Source organism: Arenibacter sp. ARW7G5Y1 (assembly GCF_003201775.1).
Lineage (GTDB): Bacteria > Bacteroidota > Bacteroidia > Flavobacteriales > Flavobacteriaceae > Arenibacter.
Genome location: NZ_QJJZ01000011.1, coordinates 145,750 through 166,498, shown reverse-complemented (window position 1 = coordinate 166,498; position 20,749 = coordinate 145,750). Strand labels below are relative to the sequence as shown.

The 20,749-nt window shown below is 38.2% G+C and carries 14 protein-coding genes; 5 read left to right on the top strand and 9 right to left on the bottom strand.

All coding sequences use genetic code 11. The features are described from left to right. Positions 1 to 162: 162 nt before the first annotated feature. The 4 genes from C7972_RS16155 to C7972_RS16140 all read left to right on the top strand — a co-directional run bounded on the left by C7972_RS16155 (position 163) and on the right by C7972_RS16140 (position 6,758). Positions 163 to 2,154 (top strand): beta-galactosidase, encoded by a 1,992-nt coding sequence (locus C7972_RS16155; RefSeq protein WP_110357208.1) that lies wholly within the window; start codon positions 163 to 165, stop codon positions 2,152 to 2,154. A gap of 23 nt (positions 2,155 to 2,177) precedes the next feature. Next, a complete protein-coding gene (locus C7972_RS16150; protein ID WP_110357207.1) occupies positions 2,178 to 4,451 on the top strand; it encodes a DUF6259 domain-containing protein in 2,274 nt (757 codons plus the stop codon). Positions 4,452 to 4,578: 127 nt separating this feature from the next. After that, positions 4,579 to 5,772: an exo-beta-N-acetylmuramidase NamZ domain-containing protein gene (locus C7972_RS16145; protein ID WP_110357206.1), complete on the top strand. Its 1,194-nt coding sequence runs from the start codon at positions 4,579 to 4,581 to the stop codon at positions 5,770 to 5,772. 35 nt (positions 5,773 to 5,807) lie between these two features. Continuing rightward, positions 5,808 to 6,758 carry a hypothetical protein gene (locus C7972_RS16140; RefSeq protein WP_110357205.1) on the top strand — a complete coding sequence of 317 codons (951 nt, stop codon included), beginning with the start codon at positions 5,808 to 5,810 and terminating at the stop codon, positions 6,756 to 6,758. 1,031 nt (positions 6,759 to 7,789) lie between these two features. Here the strand turns inward: C7972_RS16140 and C7972_RS16130 are convergent. From C7972_RS16130 to C7972_RS16090, 9 genes are all read right to left on the bottom strand, one after another. Continuing rightward, positions 7,790 to 8,581 carry a polysaccharide deacetylase family protein gene (locus C7972_RS16130; protein ID WP_110357203.1) on the bottom strand — a complete coding sequence of 264 codons (792 nt, stop codon included), beginning with the start codon at positions 8,579 to 8,581 and terminating at the stop codon, positions 7,790 to 7,792. 334 nt (positions 8,582 to 8,915) lie between these two features. Next, complete coding sequence (locus C7972_RS16125) at positions 8,916 to 10,181, bottom strand: alpha/beta hydrolase (protein ID WP_110357202.1); 1,266 nt, start codon at positions 10,179 to 10,181, stop codon at positions 8,916 to 8,918. Positions 10,182 to 10,373: 192 nt separating this feature from the next. Next, a complete protein-coding gene (locus C7972_RS16120) occupies positions 10,374 to 11,804 on the bottom strand; it encodes a M43 family zinc metalloprotease (RefSeq protein ID WP_110357201.1) in 1,431 nt (476 codons plus the stop codon). Between the two features lie 94 nt (positions 11,805 to 11,898). Further along, a complete protein-coding gene (locus C7972_RS16115; RefSeq protein ID WP_110357200.1) occupies positions 11,899 to 12,939 on the bottom strand; it encodes a serine hydrolase in 1,041 nt (346 codons plus the stop codon). A 57-nt stretch (positions 12,940 to 12,996) separates the two neighbouring features. Continuing rightward, positions 12,997 to 14,064: a serine hydrolase gene (locus tag C7972_RS16110; RefSeq protein ID WP_181422914.1), complete on the bottom strand. Its 1,068-nt coding sequence runs from the start codon at positions 14,062 to 14,064 to the stop codon at positions 12,997 to 12,999. 582 nt (positions 14,065 to 14,646) lie between these two features. Beyond that, positions 14,647 to 15,861, bottom strand: a complete 1,215-nt coding sequence (locus C7972_RS16105) for a sensor histidine kinase KdpD (protein WP_181422913.1) — start codon at positions 15,859 to 15,861, stop codon at positions 14,647 to 14,649. A gap of 792 nt (positions 15,862 to 16,653) precedes the next feature. Further along, positions 16,654 to 16,956 (bottom strand): DUF1330 domain-containing protein, encoded by a 303-nt coding sequence (locus C7972_RS16100; RefSeq protein ID WP_110357197.1) that lies wholly within the window; start codon positions 16,954 to 16,956, stop codon positions 16,654 to 16,656. A 171-nt stretch (positions 16,957 to 17,127) separates the two neighbouring features. Further along, positions 17,128 to 17,670: a DUF2867 domain-containing protein gene (locus C7972_RS16095; RefSeq protein ID WP_110357196.1), complete on the bottom strand. Its 543-nt coding sequence runs from the start codon at positions 17,668 to 17,670 to the stop codon at positions 17,128 to 17,130. Between the two features lie 214 nt (positions 17,671 to 17,884). Next, positions 17,885 to 18,199, bottom strand: coding sequence for a hypothetical protein (locus tag C7972_RS16090; RefSeq protein ID WP_110357195.1), 315 nt, complete (start codon positions 18,197 to 18,199; stop codon positions 17,885 to 17,887). Positions 18,200 to 18,541: 342 nt separating this feature from the next. Between C7972_RS16090 and C7972_RS16085 the strand changes: the two genes are divergently transcribed. Next, complete coding sequence (locus C7972_RS16085; protein ID WP_110357194.1) at positions 18,542 to 20,662, top strand: thrombospondin type 3 repeat-containing protein; 2,121 nt, start codon at positions 18,542 to 18,544, stop codon at positions 20,660 to 20,662. The last annotated feature ends 87 nt before the right edge of the window (positions 20,663 to 20,749 follow it).

Genomic DNA, 20,749 nt, shown 5'->3' with positions numbered 1-20,749 from the left:
CCCATATTTTCCTTAAATGGAACTGCTCTATTTCCAAGGGTAATGATCATGATTCCTATGGAATGTCAAGGCTGTTGCTCTATGTCCTATATTCAATTTTTATAGGGATGGAAATCAGCCGTTTGTAAATAATCATTTACATATTCATTAATTTTAGTTGAAATGAAAAAACGCAATACTTGGCTCTTGTTTAATAGCACTTATTTTTTTCTTCTCCTTATAGGCTTGTTTTTTATGGGGAATATAAAGATCCAAGCCCAATCCAAGGCGGCCATAAAATGGACAGAAGGTAATCCCTCCCTGGTAATCGACGGTGAAACCTATCCACCTTATGCCTATATGTCCTATTTGGGCGAGGAGGAATTTTACAAGGAAATATCGGCAACCGGAATCCATATTTACAACATTCCGGCCTATTTGGGTGAAGGGGGAATCAATACTGTTTCGGGTATAGGTGCTTTTAGGACTCCCATTTGGTTGGCTGAAGGCAAATACGATTTTAGTGGATTGGTCAAGGATTTTGAAAAGATTATTAAAGCAGATCCCAAGGCAAAAGTTATTATCCGTTTCTATTTGGACCCACCGGAATGGTGGACACAATTATATCCGGAAGCAGCCGCACACCTCCCGGATGGTACCATTTTTCGTCAATGCTTCGCCTCGGAAGTCTGGAGGAAAAAAACAGCAGAGGTATTCCGTGACTGTTTGGATTGGCTTTTGGCTTCCGAATACTCCCCCTATTTGGCCGGAATCCATGTTGCCAGTGGCCTAACAGAGGAATGGTTTTATCATCCCAAGCAATATCAGGATCAAAATCCGGTACGTTTACAAGCATTCAGACAATGGTTAAAGGAAAGTTATAAAAACAATAATGCCTTGCAAAAGGCATGGAACAACCCTTCCCTGACTTTTGAAAATGCCCAATTGGCCAATATTGATGAACCTGCCAAACGCAGGGAATGGAGGAATCCCGATCAGGATCGGAACTATATTGATACGTATCGCTTCCAAGCAGAGGTCTTGGTCAACAATATTGCCTATTTCAGCAAAATTGTAAAAGAAAAGAGTCATGGCTATCTTTTAACGGGAGCCTTTTCCGGATACCACTATTTTGTAGGGGACGCTAGGCGCGGACACGGGGCCTTGGCGAAGTTGTTGGATTGTCCGGACCTGGATTATCTCTCGAGTCCAAATGTTTATAATAGAGTAATAGGGGAGGATTGGCCAGCAATGGCAGCTATCAACTCGGTTCACCTCCATGGTAAATTATGGCTTACGGAAAACGATACCAGAACGTCCATAACTACCTTGTTGAAAGATCGATCAACCGGGATAGCACCTCCAGGACAGTATGAGAGCGGGGTATGGTTAGGCCCGGAGGACATGGACACTTCGGTATCCTTTTTATTGAAAAACACGGCAAGAATGTTGGCCTATGGATATGGAGGCTGGTGGTTCGATATGTGGGGCGGATGGTTTAGTGATCCTGAACTATTGGATGTTTTAGCCAAAACACAGCAATTCCACAGCACATTTCCCCCATCCCAAGGTGAAAGAATGAAACCACAGATAGGGGTAGTGGTGGATGAAGAAATCTCTTTTTGGGATCCCACCTATGGACATCTTACAGAGAATATTTTATCCAATCGTTATCCACTCGCCAAAACAGGGACTTCGTACGACCTATTTCTTCGTACGGATCTAAAAAGCATGCCAACCACCCAATATAAGGTAGTTTGGCTAATGGGGTTTCTTGAACTCACCTCCAAGGAGGAATCCCGAATAAAAAAGTGGAACAAAAGGGGAATAACCGTACTATGGACCAATGGCAAAGGAACCAAAATTTTCGATCCAAACGAAGGGGAGTTGTATATGGACGGAAAATTTAAATGGTCGGCTTCGGAATTGGGAGAAAGATGGGGAAAGGCAGGTGTACATAGGTATATAGATACGGAGGATGTATTCTATATTGGCCGAAACTGGATGGGTATACATACCATAGAAGGTGGGGAAAGGACCATCAATTTTCCATTTAAGGCCCAGGTGATAGATCCATTGGAGAATAAAATACTACATGATGCCACTAGACAGTTCCAATTGACATTGAAACCAAAATCAACAGTACTCTTAAGAGTCAACCCCTTGGAAGACTAAATTATAATCTTAAAGAAAGACACATGAAAACGATTAAAAATTATTATTGGATGCTTTTGTGTTTTACCGTGCTGGCAGCACTGGTCTCTTGTAATACCAATAACGGAGAGGATTTAACAATAGACAACGGTAAAATAAAATTAAGTTTTAGCAAGGAGAATGGTTCACTGGTTGTTTTCCAGGATTTGATTCATGGCTATGAATTTTTGGATGACAAGAAGACCATGGAATTGCCATGGGAGATTGATTTCAATCAGGCCCAGGATTCCTTACAGCTACCCTTGGATTTTGAATATTCAAAATTGGACCCATTGACCTTGGTGTTAAAATGGGAGAATTTTAAAGGGGATAACAATAAGGAACTCACCGTTACCGCAGAAATTAAACTCGATAGGGACAAGGCCTTGTCCTATTGGAAAATTTCCCTGGATGGCACGCAGGGCAAAGAAATCAATACGGTGGTCTTTCCCAAGATTAACGGGTTTAAGGATTTAAGGCAGGAAAAATTGGCCCTTCCCAAAATAATGGGAGAACTTTTAACAGACCCGAGGGGAATTCTTTCGGCAAAAAAAACGGAAGAAAAGAGAATGGAGTGGGTTTACCCCGATCATCTTTCATTACAATGTTTGGCATTGTACAATGCTGATAAAATTGGTCTATATCTTGCTTCGAACGATACACTCACCTACAGGAAAGGTTTTTCCTTTGATTTGGACGGGGCCAATAATTTAACTTATGAAATGTCCAATTATCCTTCCTTTGATGCCAATGCCAATTCATATTCTCCAACCTATGAAGCTGTAATAGGATCGTTTAAGGGAGATTGGATTACCGCTGCCGAAGAGTATAGGGAATGGGGCTCCCAACAGAAATGGTCCGCTGAAAGCAGGTTTAAGAAAGGTCTAAATCCTGATTGGTTGGAGGAAACCGCTTTGTGGGTATGGAATAGGGGTAGGTCCGATAATGTCCTGTTACCGGCCACGGAATTAAAAGAAAAATTGGGGTTACCTGTCAATGTATTTTGGCACTGGTGGCATGGGTGCTCCTATGATGAAGGTTTTCCGGAATACTTTCCGCCAAGGGAAGGAGGGGAGTCATTTATCAAGGCGATGAAGTTGGCGCAACAAAAAGGGGTACACTCCATAGTCTATATGAATTCCTTTCAGTGGGGCGATTCTACAGAGAGCTGGAAAACCGAAAATGCAGCGGTACATGCCGTAAAGGATATAAATGGGAATCTCAGATCCCATGCCTATAATATTTTTACGGGCAATTCCCTCACAAACATGTGTATGGGAACCCAATTCTGGAAAGATAAATATACCTCCCTGTCCGAAAGCGCCGTAAATACCTATGGTACCAATGGTGTTTATATGGACCAGGCCTGTATGACAAAAGTGTGTTATGATAAAGCTCACGGACATGAAATAGGTAACGGGAATTATTGGCTAAAGAATTTTGGATTGCTTACAGATCAAATTCGCTCCAAAATTTCCATTGTTAAGGAACCCATTTTGGCAGGGGAGCACGGTAACGAAAGTTGGATGCCCTACTTGGATCTTTTCTTGACCCTCCAAGTAAGTAGGGAACGGTATTCCGGTATTGGTCAATGGGAAACCATTCCATTTTTTCAGGCGGTATATCATGAATATGCCATTACCTACGGTAATTATTCCTCCTTGGTTACACCACCTTATGACGAGTTATGGCCTAAGGAATTTGCCCCCAGTAATCAGGAACAACCCTTGGACCCCATATTTAACAAGCAATTTTTAATGGAGCAGGCCAGGTCCTATGTTTGGGGAATGCAGCCGACCATTTCCAATTACCACAGTTTTTTGGATACCCAAAGAAAAGAGGAAATTGATTATTTACTGAATTTGGCAAAAATTAGATATCAAGGACTAAAGTATCTATTACACGGAAAATTCTTAAGAGCGCCCTCCATGCAAATTCCGGAAGAGGAGCTGAATATTTCCAAATTGTCCATTTACGCAGGAAGAAAGGGCAAGAATGTTACCGCTTATAAAAAGAAGTATCCCTTGGCATATGCCGGGGCATGGAAAGCCGATGATGGCAATGTTGGTATAGCCTTGACCAGTATAAGTGAAAAGCATATGCTCATTAACTTTGATGTGGACACCAAGGATTACGACCTTCCTTCGAGCGGGGAGATCTATATAATAAACAATGATGGCAGGAAATTGTTGACCTCTTATAAGGACCATGCCATTACCGTAGAACATCAATTAAAACCCAGGGAAGTGTGCCTTATTGAAATTATTCCATCACCATAGGGCCTTTCTGGGAGTAGAAAAGTAATGTTAATTAGAGTTAGCATTAGTTGTTAGAGTTAGTTGTTAGATTGCCCGGGGCGAACAGTAAGTAGTCCCGGGCTAATCAACTTTGCTAAAACCACACAAAATGAAAAGAGTCACCACTGGTTTAGAGGTTTTGATAAACGATCATGGGCGTTTTAAGGGCAATGTAGCTTTGCTGTGCCACAATGCCTCCGTAGATTCCCAATGTGTCCATGCAGCCTTCCGCTTTAAGGAAATGTTCGGCTCCAGGTTTGTAAAGATTTTTGGGCCTCAACACGGTTTTTCAACGGATGCCCAAGACAACATGATAGAGACCGATCATACGATGCATCCCTATTTTAATATCCCCGTATTTTCGCTCTATTCGGAAACCAGGATTCCTACCGATGAAATGTTGGAAGGGATAGATCATCTTTTTGTGGATCTGCAGGACGTGGGTTGTAGAATGTACACCTATATTTACACCCTTACCCTTTTATTGGAAAAATGTGGGGATAGGGATATTGAGATTCTAGTATTGGACAGACCAAATCCCCTGAATGGAAAGGATATTGAAGGGAACATATTGAACTTGGAATATCAATCGTTTATAGGGAGACACCCCATACCCGTACGGCACGGGATGACCATTGGAGAAGTTGCATTAATGCATCAGGATTATTGGACTACCAAAAAGGCTAACCTTAAAGTTATTAAGATGCGGGATTGGCAACGGGAAATGGCCTTTGAGGACACCAAATTGCCTTGGCTTTTACCCTCGCCCAATCTGGCGCGGCATGAAAGTGCCTTCACCTTTCCAAGTACCGTACTCTTTGAAGGGACCAATTTAAGTGAAGGAAGGGGAACCACCCAACCCCTTGAGATTGTGGGCCATCCCAAGATGGAACCTTTTTCCTTTTACGCCAACCATTTGAACGCCCAAGCCCTAGAAAACAAGTTACAGGGATTTACTTTTCGTCCTATAGTGTACATCCCAACCTTCCATAAATATACCGATGTGGCGTGTGGTGGATTCCAGATCCATGTAACGGATAAGAAGATATTTAAGCCTTGGCGGGTAGGACAATTTCTTCTAAGGGAATTATACCATCATCTTGGCGAGGATTTTGAATGGCTAAAACCACCCTATGAGTATAATTATGAAAAAGAGCCGATCGATATTATTAATGGAACCGACAAATTGAGAAACTGGGTAGAGAAGCAGGGCTCCATGGAAATGTTGGATTCCTTTGAAGACCTGGCTGCCTATCGCCAACAGCTCAATACCGTAAAACTTTATGGGGGCCACACCATATAAATTGTTTTAATTGATTATAATTCCCATTAGGAACCATGGCTCAAATAATTTTAATACTGTTGTTAGCGTTCAATTTCACTTCGGAGGAAAAATCCAATAAGGCGTGCTATGTTACTTATGAGACCAAGGGTTTTGAGGGCCGCAAAAAATTTACGGTCTATGTGCAGGATACTGGTAATACGGCTTATTACTATGGTTTTGAAATAGCCCATGAACTGGATACCTCGGCCTTGGTGAATACCGATCAATTTAGACTGCAAAGGGCCAATATATACAGATTTAATGGCGTTGCCATGGAAGCCACCGGATTAAAAGCCCTGGCAAAGGGGGAGTCGGAATGTGTTTATAGATCCAAGGATGCCATAGATTTTACCGGGGGTTGGCACGGGGACGAGAAATTGGTGGACGTTGCATTTTATATGGATGAAAAATTGCTCTCCGGGGAGGAATTATCATCGAGCTTCAACTTAAGGCCTTGCCGGGAATTTAGCTATAGACAAACGTCCAAAATGTTTAGAACGGCCAGGGAAGGGGAGACCAGCAAGTTAAAACCCGCTATTGAGGCCAGGCATGTAAAACGATCTGTTTTTCGGCATAGCGGTTACGAATCCCAAAACAAAATCAGCTGGGAACTGAACGGTACCATAGCCATAGGATATATGTCCATTTCCTGTATTGCAACGGACATAGGGGAGTTTTGCCAATCGGACACTTCGGAGGTATATACTTTGGACAGATCGGGAGACAGAAAAATAAATGATATGGGCAATACAGCCTATGTCTGGAACAAATCCAATGGTACCTCTGTGGTGGTGGGGAGCGAGTTTAACATAAACAATGATGTGGCCATTCAATTTATTTGGGATGTTACCAATTACAGCAAATATTACCGCAACCTGGTGAATGATACCCCAATGGAGGTAAAGGCGGGAGAGACATGGAGCAGTGACACCCAGCTTAAGTTTAAAATGGATGGAAGTATGTGAACAATCCCATAGCCCTAAAGGATCGCTAAATGCATTGATGCTAATACAAATTAAAGTGTTGTGTAAGGGATAGTGGAGTTAGGCCAACTTTTTTACAATAACATCAATTACTGTATAAGATTCATTCATAATAAATATTAAATATAACATGATTTGGTTATAAAGCAGAAATATAATCTATAAAGGTTGTATGGTTGTATTTGAAAAACAATATTGAGAAAACCGAATAATATAATGTCTCATTGGGTTTAGGTTGTACATAACGGTTCGGCAAGTGGGCCAAGCAAGTAAAACGATCCGCTTTTCGGAATAGTGGTTACGAATCCCAAAACACAATCAGCTGGGAACTGAACGGTACCATAGCCATTTAATATTGGTCGTTTCGGGAAAGTCTATAAATAGGCGTTTTCTTTACACCATGCACATGGCGAAATTTTGGGGCGTATTTTTCTTTAGCTGTGGAACTCAAAATTGTAGATCATAATATGGTTGCTGTCTCTAGTCTTTTAGCTTCATTTTTGCGCAAACGTTGAAAACAACCATTTGATTAATTTAAAAAAAAGCAGAAGAAGAGGATGTAATATTATAATCAGGAATATCATGGCAGACTCATTGGAACCTGGAAGCTGCTTTACCTGAATTATAATTTGAATTAAAATGCCGGTAAAAACGAGATAAAGTAAAGAATAGCCCAAAATTGACAAAAAATAACCCCATCCCGTATCATCAAACAGAATAAGTATAGAGCTGAAGATGAGATAGCAAGCAAATACAAGACCTCCAATGTTCCACAAACTCTCCGCTTGGTCCTTACCAAAAATAAAAAGCGACAAAACCGATAGGAGAAAAAATCCAATTGTCAGGTGTAGTGGGGTTGAAAGGTATGATAACATCTATATGATAAATTTTATTTTAATCAAATAAGTTGGCAGGCTTAATAACAATAGAATTAGCCAATGTTGCGTATTGCGTGTTTTCCAATTTCCGTCAACGTTCTTTAATCTCAACCCACTAATTTATTCAATATTGACTTATTGATTTGATATATATTCAGTAACATTAAAAAAGGTATCTACCCAATAATCCTGTTCATTTTCTTTAAGATAAGCCAACAGTTCCTGTAAAGCTTCATTGGATACGTTTAAGTAACCACCACCCACGCTATGAAACATAAAAGTGGCAATGGTCCCATTACTTCTTGCTTCTTTTATATAATCGATAAGTTCTTTGCCTGAATGACTGTCTACACACCAACTAGGCATAAAATTAATGTCTATATTTTCCATGGTTTTTGGTATAGGGCCATCACTTCTTGCGGCCGAAAATAGTTCCTTCACTATATCAACGTAGGTTGAATCGCCCTGCACTTTAAAATTTGAGCAGGTATAACCATAAGTTCTATTCGATTTTCCATCAACAGCCTTTAAGAGAGTGTTGGCAGTATATAATTCCATGCGCATTTGTTCCTTGGAATAATTGTTTAAGTCATATTCTGGTGTAACCCAATCGAATAATCTACCATCACATGGATGAAATAAAGAATGATTGCCAAGCTCATGGCCATTTTCAACGATTTTTTTCCATTCAGCGATGCGATTATGTAAAGACTCCTTATTCCCAGGACAATAAAAAGTTGCTTTCATATTATAGGAATCAAGTAGGGGTATGGCATTATCCAGATGTGAATCTTGACCATCATCAAATGTTAAGCAGACTGCGGCCTTTTTCTTTTCAGGCCATTTGAAGTTCTTATATATATTTTGAGAATATGAAAATTGGACGGTCAGCATAATAACCATTAGATAATTGAATATTCTTTTCATAATTATATTTTTTGATTAATAAATAAAATCACTTTATAAGCCTGAATGGCGCACAATGGCAGGCTATGCAAGGGCAAGGAAACTTTCCGTTTCCGCTTGCCAAGCTTTTTGGCATGTACTGGGTACGTAGCTAAATTTTGTTGCCCGCCCGTACCGAACGCGTACGTTCGGGCGGGTTGGCTTTATGTTTTTTGTTGTCCATAGCCAAAACTGAATATTTCGCTATCGCGTAATTTTCAATATAGCGACTTTATAAATATACACAGACCTTTCGTAAAGCCCGAAGCCGTATTGTTTAAGCGCTTTGTTGGCACTTCCTTGTTTTTTACAGAGTTCAATCCTCCAATTTCTCCAATTTTCCCCTTAGTGTTGCCTTTTCTCTAATTTTAAGTCCATTTTTAAATTCTTTGATAGCATTTAAAGTGTCAGATTGAAATAAGTAATAATCCCCCATAGATTCAAATACATTAACACTTTTCGGATAGTTTTTAATATTTAAATTCAAGAGGCTATATGCTTTTTCAGGCATATTATTGTGCATAAATCCTTTGCCGATTGAGTTAATATATTTTTCAGGTGGAATTACTTGATAACCAAATCGATCTGAAATATTCGCATAGTGGGAGCTGATTATTTTTATTATTTCTTTAGCATTCAAAGTTGACTTCTCCGAGTAGAAATTATTTACTCCATTCAATTTGTACCAGGAAAAAAGAAATCTGAAAGCGTCATATTCGGTAATAAATGGCACACTTCCATGGTCGTCATTTTCATAGTATTTCCATTCAAATAAAAGTCCATTATCTTTTTTAGTGTCGAGGGAATTAACAAATTGTAATATTGATTTTATATGAACTGTGAAATAGGTGTCGGGAATATTGTCATTTTGAACTTTGTCAATATCCATATCGGATTCCATTGTATTTGCCACACCGACGTATAGTGCTTTATTATCAAATTTATTTGTCGATAAAATAGAATCTGCGATATTTAAAAAAGCACGATTGTCCCACCATAAACTGGGGTCTATTGCAACATAATTATTAAAAAGCTCTTTTCTATTTACTAAGGCATTGATAACACTTAAACCTCCAAAAGAATGACCTACAAAAGTTTTATAGGTAGTGGTAGGATATGTTTTTTCCACATATGGTATTAATTCTTTTTCAATGAAATCAAGAAATTTGTTTCCACCACCTGATGGATATTGAATACTATCTCCTGATATAACATCAATATCTACTTTTGTAGGTGTCAAATCTAAAGACCTATTTGTATTGGCTATACCAATAATAATCATTTCTGGAACAATCATATTACCGCTTAAATGCTCAATAATTCCAGTTACGGAATTAAAATTTGATGGACCATCCAACAAGTAAATTACTGGATATGTAGTTTTGTAGGACAAACTATCTTTTGCACTTTCTGGAATATGTATCCACAGTTCACGGGATTCGTCCAAAATTTCGGAGTAAATACTGTCCAATTGTCCAATGACTATTTGATTATTTTGGTTTTCAATATCTATAGGTTTTTCTTGCTGTTTACAACTGATCAAACCGAGAATAATAAACACAAATAGTAAAAGGTTTTTCATGATTTTAATTGGTTACTCGGTTTTTCACAATGTAAGCCAACTTCCGGCTGTAGCAACAAGTCAGTGTATACATACAAACCATCGGTCTAGGGCGGTATTGCCTTCCGCCAAGCCTGGCAAATTGATCCTGTGCCTAACGCCCCACACAATAACCATGTAGGACTGGTTGCTACTTACCAATGTCGGTATAAATTATTTATTGGAGTTTTTTAATTCATTGAGCCATAAGCCGTATTCGAAGACGTGATGTATTCTTTCCCTTTGCTCATAACTAAAGGTATTGTAAATACCCGTATAATCCATAAAATTGTCATTGATATTTCCACCTAAATTATCGGAACAAGGTTGGTTTGGTTCATTGAAGATGTATGAATAGGTATCCTGACAATAATCACTCGTAGTACAATTGTCATTGGAGAATACGTGCAATAGCCCCAGGGAATGTCCCACTTCATGTATTATGGCAGTACTGGTTAAAGCATTGTTGGTATCCAACCAAAAACTCGGAAAAGTATCATTATTAGGTTCAAGTTCGGAATTATCGGGAATACTAACCAAACCGTCAAGAGAATAGGATTCATAAATCCAGGGTAATGAGGCACTTCCCCTAGCTTCTTGGTCCGGACCTATCCATAGGTTTAAATACATTTTTGGATCCCATATGGTTTCCAGTCCCAAATTCCAATATTCATTAATAGCTAATTTTTTATCATTTGCAATATCAAAACTATCAGGAAATGCAGGAACCCCATCATCATATGTACTCCCGTCAATTCTATTTATTCCAGGTTCGGGTAATTGAACATCATTGGAATCCAAATTTGCAAGTCGAAAAACAATTTTGGTATCCACAGCATTCGGATTCTCAGAGTTGTATTGATTTGAAAAACCTTTGTTGAGTTTGTCCAAAAGCGCTGTAACTTGACCTTGTGATAGGTTTGTCCCTGAGCCAATGCTTTCTCCAAAATGTACAATATGAAAAATTACGGGAACGGAAATGGTAGGATAATCAACATTTACCCTGGCGTTTAATTGTATGGTATTCGATTCAATACCCTTAGCCTGTATTTTTAAATCGTGAATTCCACTTACTGTAGTGGTATATCCTAAATTGGGATTATCCAATACAGTATCATTATCAACTATTTCATAATCAACATTATCAACAGGACTGTTATTTTCATCATAAAAGATAACGGATAATTCTGCCTTGGAATTTCCATCGGCAATAATTAAAGAGGTGTTGGCATTTAAGCTAATACTGGTTAAATTTACTTGAACTTCTTCTGCAGTAATCGTAATCGTATTCGATTTAACCAGATCCATTTTGGCATACACCTTATATTGTCCAGCCGTATTGGTACTAAAAGTACTGGAGTCATGGAGATTCCCATCAATATAAATATCAAAATTGGAATTTTGAATGGTATTTTGATTTTTATCACGGGCTATTACAGAAAACGTCACTGTGTCACTGCCATCTGCCAATATAGATCCGGATGTGGATGAAATCTCAAGGGAAGCAACTGTAATGGGGTCTTGCTGTTCATCAATTTCACTATCATCAGTACTACTACAACTAAAATTGATCAATAATAGAAATACGTAAAATATCTTTTTCATAATTCCTGGTTTTTGTTTTAAGCCAACGAACAGATATGGAATGTAGCTACCACCTTCTTTTCGGAAAGCCTTTAATGCAATGGTTTATATTTTGTTATGAGTCTTTATCCCGTCTTATAATTTTTACAATTCTGCTATATATGATTTCCGCTAAATTCCATTCATAGCCATTAAAATCCGTGGTATTATTAAATTGAATAACCACTGTATCCAAGTCTTTATGATATTCCGCCATGCTCTGATAACCCACGAGCAGGCCTGTATGCTCGTACACGTATATGGAGGAATATATTTCCTGTTCCCCTTCGTTAAACACGGATCCATCGTTCAGGGCCCTCAAGAATTTACCCACATCTTCTGCAGTGGCGAGCATCAAACCCGTATTGTCAGTCTTGAAATCTTCCTCATAGCCAACATAATAGCCACTCATAACATCGTCCAAATTCACTTCATTTAGGGAGCCGAATGTGTTTTTTAGTCCTAGTGGTGTTAAAATTTCCTCCTTGATATATTGTTGATGGCCATAGCCCAACACTTTATCAATGAGATCGGAAATTAGCATATAATTGGTGTTTGAATAGCCGTAATCCTCCCCCGGTGCAAAGTCGGCCGGTAAATCCAAGGCATAATCAAGTGTTTCTTGTTTATTTTTTGGAGGGTTTATCCAATAATTGGGGTGATCTACAAAATTGGGGATACCGCTACGGTGCTGTAGCATCATTTTCAAGGTAATTTTTTCTGCATTTTCAATTCTACCCACAAGTTCAGGAAAGTAATCCGCAAGCGTTTTGTTCAACGACAAACGTTGGGCCTTGATCAATTTTGCGGTAGCTACGGCCACATATAGTTTGGTAATGCTGGCAATCTTGAATAAGGCCTGGGGGTAGGCAGGTATTTTATTTTTACGGTCATGCCAGCCTCCGGCGTAAAACCCCGCTGCTTCCCCAGCTTGATCCACATATACTATCATACCGTCAAAACCATGTTCAATGGCTTCATTTACTTGTTCTTGCACCGTATCGGGCAACGGCAAGATCCACGCCTTTACCAAAATCCATGGTACGAAATACAAGGAGCCTATACTTGCTAAAATAAATATAATTTTAAGGATACGTTTGGTGTACTTTTTAGACATTTTATTTTTTCTGGTTATGGGGACCTAAAGCTAAAATAGGAAATCTTAAAATTATCGTCATTTTCCTTCCAAAATTTCATCCAAGGCTGTTTTAATGGCCGTAGTATTGGATGTATCACCGTGATTGGTAAGTATAATATAACAACTTTTATTATATAGATTTCGTTTTATAAAGGTTCTATAGCCTGCAAGTCCCCCTGTATGCTGTACTACCTTTTGACCATCTCCTTCAGAAACTCCCCAACCGTAACCGTACTTGGTCAATTCCCCATTATTTAGGGTTGCGGGGGTAAATGCTTCTTCAAGGGCAGCATGCGAAATCAACTGTTCCGTGTACAGTGCCCGATCCCAAAGATGTAGATCATCAAGCGTGGAAAACATACCACCAGCACCCGTTGTGAAAATTTCATAATCATCCAACTGCCCCGCTTGGTTATACCCAACAGCTCTGTTTTCAATAGCTGGTGCAGATTCGTCATACACCAAAGTATTGTTCATGCCCAAGGGCCTAAAAATATTTATTTCCATAAACTTATGAAAGGGCATGCCCGAGACTTTTGTAACTATTAGTGATAAAAGCACATAACCCCCATTGCTATATCTGAATTCGTCCCCAGGCTTAAAATCCAATTCCTTTTGTTTTACAAGGGCCTCCAATACGTCCTTATCCCTAAGTCCCTTTCTATAAATACCCAATCTATAGTGGTCCGCTATACCCGAAGTATGGGTCATTAAATGTTTTAGGGTAACAGTATTGGCGTAGTCCGGAAACTCAGGGAAATACTTGGATAATTTATCATCATAAGAGAGCTTCTTTTGCTCTTTTAAAATCATAATCGCCATTGCTGTAAATTGTTTTGACACAGATGCCAAATAAAAAACGGAAGCTATGTTTAGTTTTCGATTATTGTCCTTGTCTGCATAACCTAGGGCATTTTTATAAATAATTTTATCCCCTCTACTAACCAATATAGCACCATTGAACATGCCTTTTTCATAACTGTGCTGTATCAGACTGTCAATTTTTCCAGCTTCGGTTTTGGTATTGTCAATAGAGGTCGATTGTGAGTGTATAGAAGCTGTTGCCCAAAAGAGCATCATAAAAATGAATGGAGCGTTCTTCATGAATTTGGTTTTAAAATAAATGGCAGTATTACCCATATAATGTTTTCCTAGGATTTTTAATTGTCAACCATGAGGGCCAGCATACGATAAAAGCACAAGTCACAAAATAACTGTTTTAACGACCTATAATCCAACCAGCCGATTTTGTCAAAAGATCCAATAAAGATTTCACTGGAGCCCAGAGGGGAGTATTACGGTCAAGTATTGGATTCTTTACTTCTAAGGTAGCAAATATTGATTTCGGTACTTGCCACATCGATAAAATACAGAATTATCCGTTGTAACACACCATTTCTTATGAAGACGCTGGATTTCCTATTTGGGACTACGGTGTATATAATTTAAAATAAATGGCCGAAAATAGTGATAAGTGAAGGGAATTGGATTGGGAATTTTCTATAGGGTACTAGCACCGAAAGTAAAATAGGGGCTAAGTTGCACACCCTTATTTGATCAATTTATCCAAGTATGCTACCCTGGGTCGCTTGGTTTAGGTAGGAACTCCATCCGTATGGATTAATAGTAAGCAGTGTATTCCTCTGCGCCGGAATGTAAACCACGGTGCCCGTAAGATCTCTACAGTTATACTATCACCTTGCTATAAACCGGATTCAATAATTCCGGTTCTGGAATATGAAAGGGCAGGGTAAATTTAAAATTACTCCCTTTTCCTACTTCACTTTCCACCCAAAGATGTCCATCCAGTAGTTCCACAAATTCCCTGCATAGAACCAAACCTAAACCGGAACCATTTTCGTTCGCAGTACCTGGCAGGGTGACACTGGTGGATAGATCGAAGATTTTATGGATTGTAGTGTCGTCCATTCCCACTCCATTGTCCACAATGGAAATTTCTACATGGTCATGATTTTTATTGACTACAACATTTATATGTCCTTCAGGATTTGTGAATTTTATGGCGTTCGAAATTAAGTTCCGTAAAACAGTTCTTAATATATTTTCATCAGTACTTATTTCAATTTCGTCTGTGGCGGAATAATACAAAGAAATGTTCTTGGCCTTAGCCTGGGACATTTTAAGTTCAATAATATGCAGTATTACTTTGGACAGGTTAATTTTTTCTGGGCTGAAACCAAGTTCTCCCGTTTGTGATTTTGCCCAATTTAATAAATTGTCAAGCAGACTCAGGGTATTTTTGGCAGTTGTATTTATTAGATCAACAAACTCTTCAGATTCCGAATTTTCGGTGGTAGCAACCTTTTCAGAGAGCAGTTCGGAAAGGCATAAAATGTTGTTGAACGGACTTCTTAAATCGTGTGCTATAATTGAAAAAAGTTTATTTTGGGTTTGGTTCAACGCTTCAAGCTTAAGCTTATCCTGTTCAATGATTTTATTTTTTTCAAGTATTGTTTTTTGATCTACTTCCTTTAAAAGCATAATGTAACCAATACTGATGGCACTAATTACAAGGATGGAAATTATAAGGAACCAATTATTGAAGGTAGAGCTTTTGAGGAAAACATATGAATCGCCAATTTGGTATATATTATAAGCGCGAAAGAGCTGGAATATGGAATATAAAAGAAGCACCCCGCTTAAAAGAATGGAAAACTTGTATTTATTTTTATTGAAAAATAGATAATAAGCACTTATCGCATAGAAAAATGAGCAGGAAATTATCCGTATAACATTCATAATGGTATTGTTTTTTTCAGCGATTACAATGGCGGCATAAAATAGAAATGCAAAAACAACAAAAATCCGTAACAGTTTTTTTCGCTTCTTACCATCAAAAGAGATAAGACCAAACGAAGTAAAGGTAAAACAGGCAATCATTAATAAATTATTAATGCGCAAAGCAAGGATTGGTGGTAAAAAATCACTATTTCCGTGTAGAATAATGGCAATCGTTTGAAACGTTATACCCAGTGCCACTAGCAAAAAATACCATTGTTTGTGATGATAGAAATATTGATAAATGAAGAGGGAAATAATAAATAAATTATTCAGAGCTAAAAAAAACAATATCGAGGGGTAGTCTAAGGTCATTTTTATTCTTTATATTTTATAAAGGTTAAAAAAAAATGTTAATAATCTGTTTTTTTAATATTTGTTTGGCAACTTAAATGTGCTTATATATATCCAGGTCACATAGAACACTGATTATCAAGGTGGTGGACAGTTCTTGGATTGGAGCTAATAGGCAATCAATAAAAGGTGTTAAACCTCAGGGCAGGCCTGTCTGCCGACAAAGGCAGGCCCTGAACCCATTAATAGGAATCGACCCTAGGGTCGAGGTATTGAACCTTGATCCCGCATAAAAAGGCGGGATTAGTTCAACTTTCAATTTTAAGTGCGTCTTACTGACTTTTCAAAATTGAGTTTTGACTAATAAATTAAAGGGCAGTAATTTCTAAATAGGTCGATGAAGAGGTTACATTTATCATTTGGCAAAGTAGTTATACCAGCCTGAGAACACCTTTTTAAATGTTTTCCATTAGAATTAATCAACCAAAATTATTCTAGGGACCGTAGGAAAAATGTAATACTACATTTTGGAGTACCAAAAATGATATAAATGACTTAGGATCTTTATGGAATACTGGATTAATCTCAGGTTTAATACTGCTATAACTTGGTTCCCTGGATTAAGATGGAAGATTTGATCGACTTTTCCTTTAAATGCAAGAACTTCTTACGTTCTTCGTCTTCTTTGAAATTATCAAAGTCTTCCTGGGAATTAAACTCCACCAAGTGAATTTCATAGGGGGTCTCCGTATTTTTTTCAATTACGGAATCCTCTGTGGGTCTAATCCTTAAGGTAAGTCTACCATTGTATTTTAAAATGGTGGGAATCGCAAGATCCTCAAACTGATGAAAAACGTCCTCCTGTCCTTCATTAAGGTATATAAGCTGGGTTATGTAAATCATATTTAAAGGGACTTTTACAGTATAAGTTAGGTAGAGTGATAGAACAACTAGTAGCGTATTTTAAATTACAATAAATTTCACAACCAAGGATTAGGCACTTTAAAAAAAATACAACAATTGCTAGTTGTTACTAGGGTTATTAATGGTCCGTTTTTATTTATCATTTAGTTTTTACTTCTTTATTTCCAATTTATTGATTATTCCTTTCAACATGGTTGGAACAATTAGCTTGTGGAAAGGTCGAACAGGAAGAAAGTATAATTTACCAAACCAATTATTAAATTCTACGGTTGTGGTAAGGGTGATGTCCTTATTTTTGGTTCCAGATGCATGAGGTGCCAAAAATAGTGAGACCCTAAAATTCAGATGTTTATCATCTTCCCCTAAAATGACTTCGTTTTCGGTTTTGGCGAACACTTTAAAAAGTCCCATTTGTTCTCCTGGTTCACATTTAAAGTTTTGGAGCTGCCTTTCCCTCTTGGTTATATCACCAGAGGTTTTAAGCCCGAAAATGGATACCATTTTATTTCTAAGGGCAAATAGCCTTTCTACCCATTTTGGTCCACTTGAAAAAAATGCCCTGCCTATATCCGTAGATGTAAATTTATTTCCGTGGTCATATAGGCTAGCTTGAAAACTATCCACATAGTCGTATGTGTTGCCAGAAGAATTCAGCAACGAATGGTTCGGAAGTGTCGTTTCAATTATTTTCATTTTTTATTTCCATAATTCTATGGTCTATTGATCAATAATGGCCCTGCCTGCAATGGTAAAATAGAATCCCTTACTACTCAGAATTTTCAATTGGGATTAAAGGTATGGATATGAGCTAACGTCCAGGTCCATAAAAATCCGGTAGGACCGGTGCTTTTCATAGGGAAGGTAGTTAATCATAGTTTCGTATTCCTAATCATTTAAAATTTAACGGTTATACATAGGGAACGGCAACTTCTATATTTCCTTTACCCAGTGAAAAGGAAATGTTTAAAAATATTGTTCTTTCACTATTTGTACTTGATTCCAAAATATCAAAATCATCCAGCTCTATATAATTTTTTAAGTCCAAATAAAGTTTTTCTATTTTTTGCTCTTCAACTTCAATTCTTAAGGACATTGAAATATCAGAAAACTGCTTTACGTCTACAACATCTCCCGACCTATTTATAATCTGATTAATTTTATCAAGGGTTTCATACCTACTTTCCTTAGAGTATCCTTTCCAAAAAATAATTTTGTTTGCCACCTTTCACTTTTATTTCTCAACGTTGTTTTTCCCTATTCAAGCGCAGCGGTTTGGCTATAATTGGGGACAGGACTTGAATACTTTCCATTGTAACACAGTATGTAAGAATAAATATAATTAATTTTTAATATAAAGTACGTAGTACATAATGACAATCCGAATCCATATAATTAGTTAAAAAGGTTTCAAGAATAATCGTTCATACCATAATATTGTTATTACATCGATTTTAATTTTTTGATTTACAATTTTAAAGTAAATTTTAATCTTTATAATTCGTTCCCCCAATAGAATATTTTTTTATTGAATTGCAGTTAAATAACATGCCTAACAAAATGTACAATGAAAAAAATATTTTATTCCTTAATTATCATAATCCCACTTTTCCTGTTCGTAATTGGTTCATGCTCCAAAGAAAAAATTACCATTTATGAATTTACAGGTGATGTATCTCCTATAGATGGAGGAAGTATTAGCCCTAATCAAGGTACATTTGAATCAGGAGAAAAGGTGACCATATCAGCAACTCCTTCCAATGGATTCTATTTTAAGAATTGGAGTGGCGATATTACAGGGACAGATAATCCCTATTCATTTACAATACAATCGGACACAGAGGTTATCGCCGTTTTTGAAAAAGAGGATACGGATGGTGATGGGGTTCCGAACGATATTGACAAGTGTCCTGAAACCACTACCGGGGAAACTGTAAATATGGATGGCTGTTCGGAAAGTCAAGTAGATTCTGATGGAGATTCTGTATTTGATGATGTAGACCAATGTGCCGATACCCCAGAGGGTGAAACAGTAGATGAAACAGGTTGTTCCATTAGCCAGAGAGATACTGACCTTGATGGTATTACCGATAATTTAGATGAATGTCCGGACACTGGTCAAGGGTTGACAGTTGATGATAAGGGTTGTGCAGAAAATCAGCAAGATATGGATGGAGATGGTATTCTGAACGATTTGGATTTGTGTCCAGGAACTCCCCTGGGAGAACCCGTTAATAGTAATGGTTGTACTTCGTCTCAGACTGATTCTGATGGAGATTCTGTTGCTGATGGATTGGATCAATGTCCAGACACGCCATCGGAAGAAACGGTTGATAGTGAAGGTTGTTCTGATAGTCAAAAGGACACGGATGGAGATGGAGTAACAGATAATCTAGACCAATGTCAAAATACCCCTTCCGGAGAAGAAGTAAGCTCGATTGGATGCTCTTCTACCCAAACTGATTCAGACGGGGATACAGTTAATGATGGATTGGATCAGTGTCCCAATACCCCAACAGGAGAAACAGCAGATGCGCAAGGATGCTCAGCTAGTCAAAAGGACACGGACGGAGACGGAGTAACAGATAATCTAGACCAATGTGAAAATACCCCTTCAGGAGAAGAAGTGAGCTCTATTGGATGCTCTTCTACTCAAACTGATTCAGACGGGGATACAGTTAATGATGAGTTGGATCAGTGTCCAAATACACCAACAGGAGAAGCTGTAGATGCTCAAGGATGCTCAGGTAGTCAAAAGGACTCTGATGGTGATGGGGTTACGGATGCTATTGATTTATGTCCAGGGACACAATCAGGAGAAACTGTAAATTCCAACGGCTGTTCTGCCTCCCAGACAGACTCAGCTCCTTCAATAGTGATCTTTGATCAGGCACCAGCGCCTAACGCGACAAATGTGAATACACCTATTACAATTAGTTGGATGGCTTCCACTGATGCCGAAGGTGATGCCATTACTTATGATGTGTATTTAGGAACGAATTCAGCAAACTTAGACTTGGTCAGTCCTAATCAAACCGCTCTATCCTTCACTTCAATCGAACTTGAATTGGGAACAACCTACCATTTTCGCGTAGATGCAAAATCAACTACTCACGTGACTTCAAGTGAAGTGAGAAGTTTTGTGACATTGTTCACTGGATCATTTACGGACACTAGGGATGGTCATACATATGGAACAATTAAAATTGGATCTCAGGTTTGGATGACGGAGAATTTAGTCTACAATTCTTCAGGATCATATAGTTACGATGATGATATATCCAACGATGCAAACTATGGCCGATTGTACGAATGGGCTACTGTACAAGCTGCAATTCCAACAGGCTGGCACTTGCCAACGGATGCTGAATGGAAAATATTGGAAACTGAACTAGGAATGCCTGCAAGCGATTTAAATATTAATGGAGAAGACACAACAAGAGGAACGGACCAAGGCACAAAAATGAAAGTGGGCGGATCCTCTGGATTGAATATCCCAATGTCTGGATACAGGTCGAACGGCGTATACAGTTCAATAGACATTAAAGCATATTTATGGGCAGACACTGATACTGGGGAAGGAAACCCCTTTAGAAGAAAAATTGAAGCTGCAAGTCCGTCTAGCTTCAGGTTTACAAATCCACCTGGAACTTTTGCTGATAGCGTACGTTTGGTAAAGAACCAATAACAGAACATTATATTGGATAATTCCCAAAGGGAATTCAAACAAAAAATATTGTTCCTCCTATATTGGGAAGATTTATTTTACGAACGT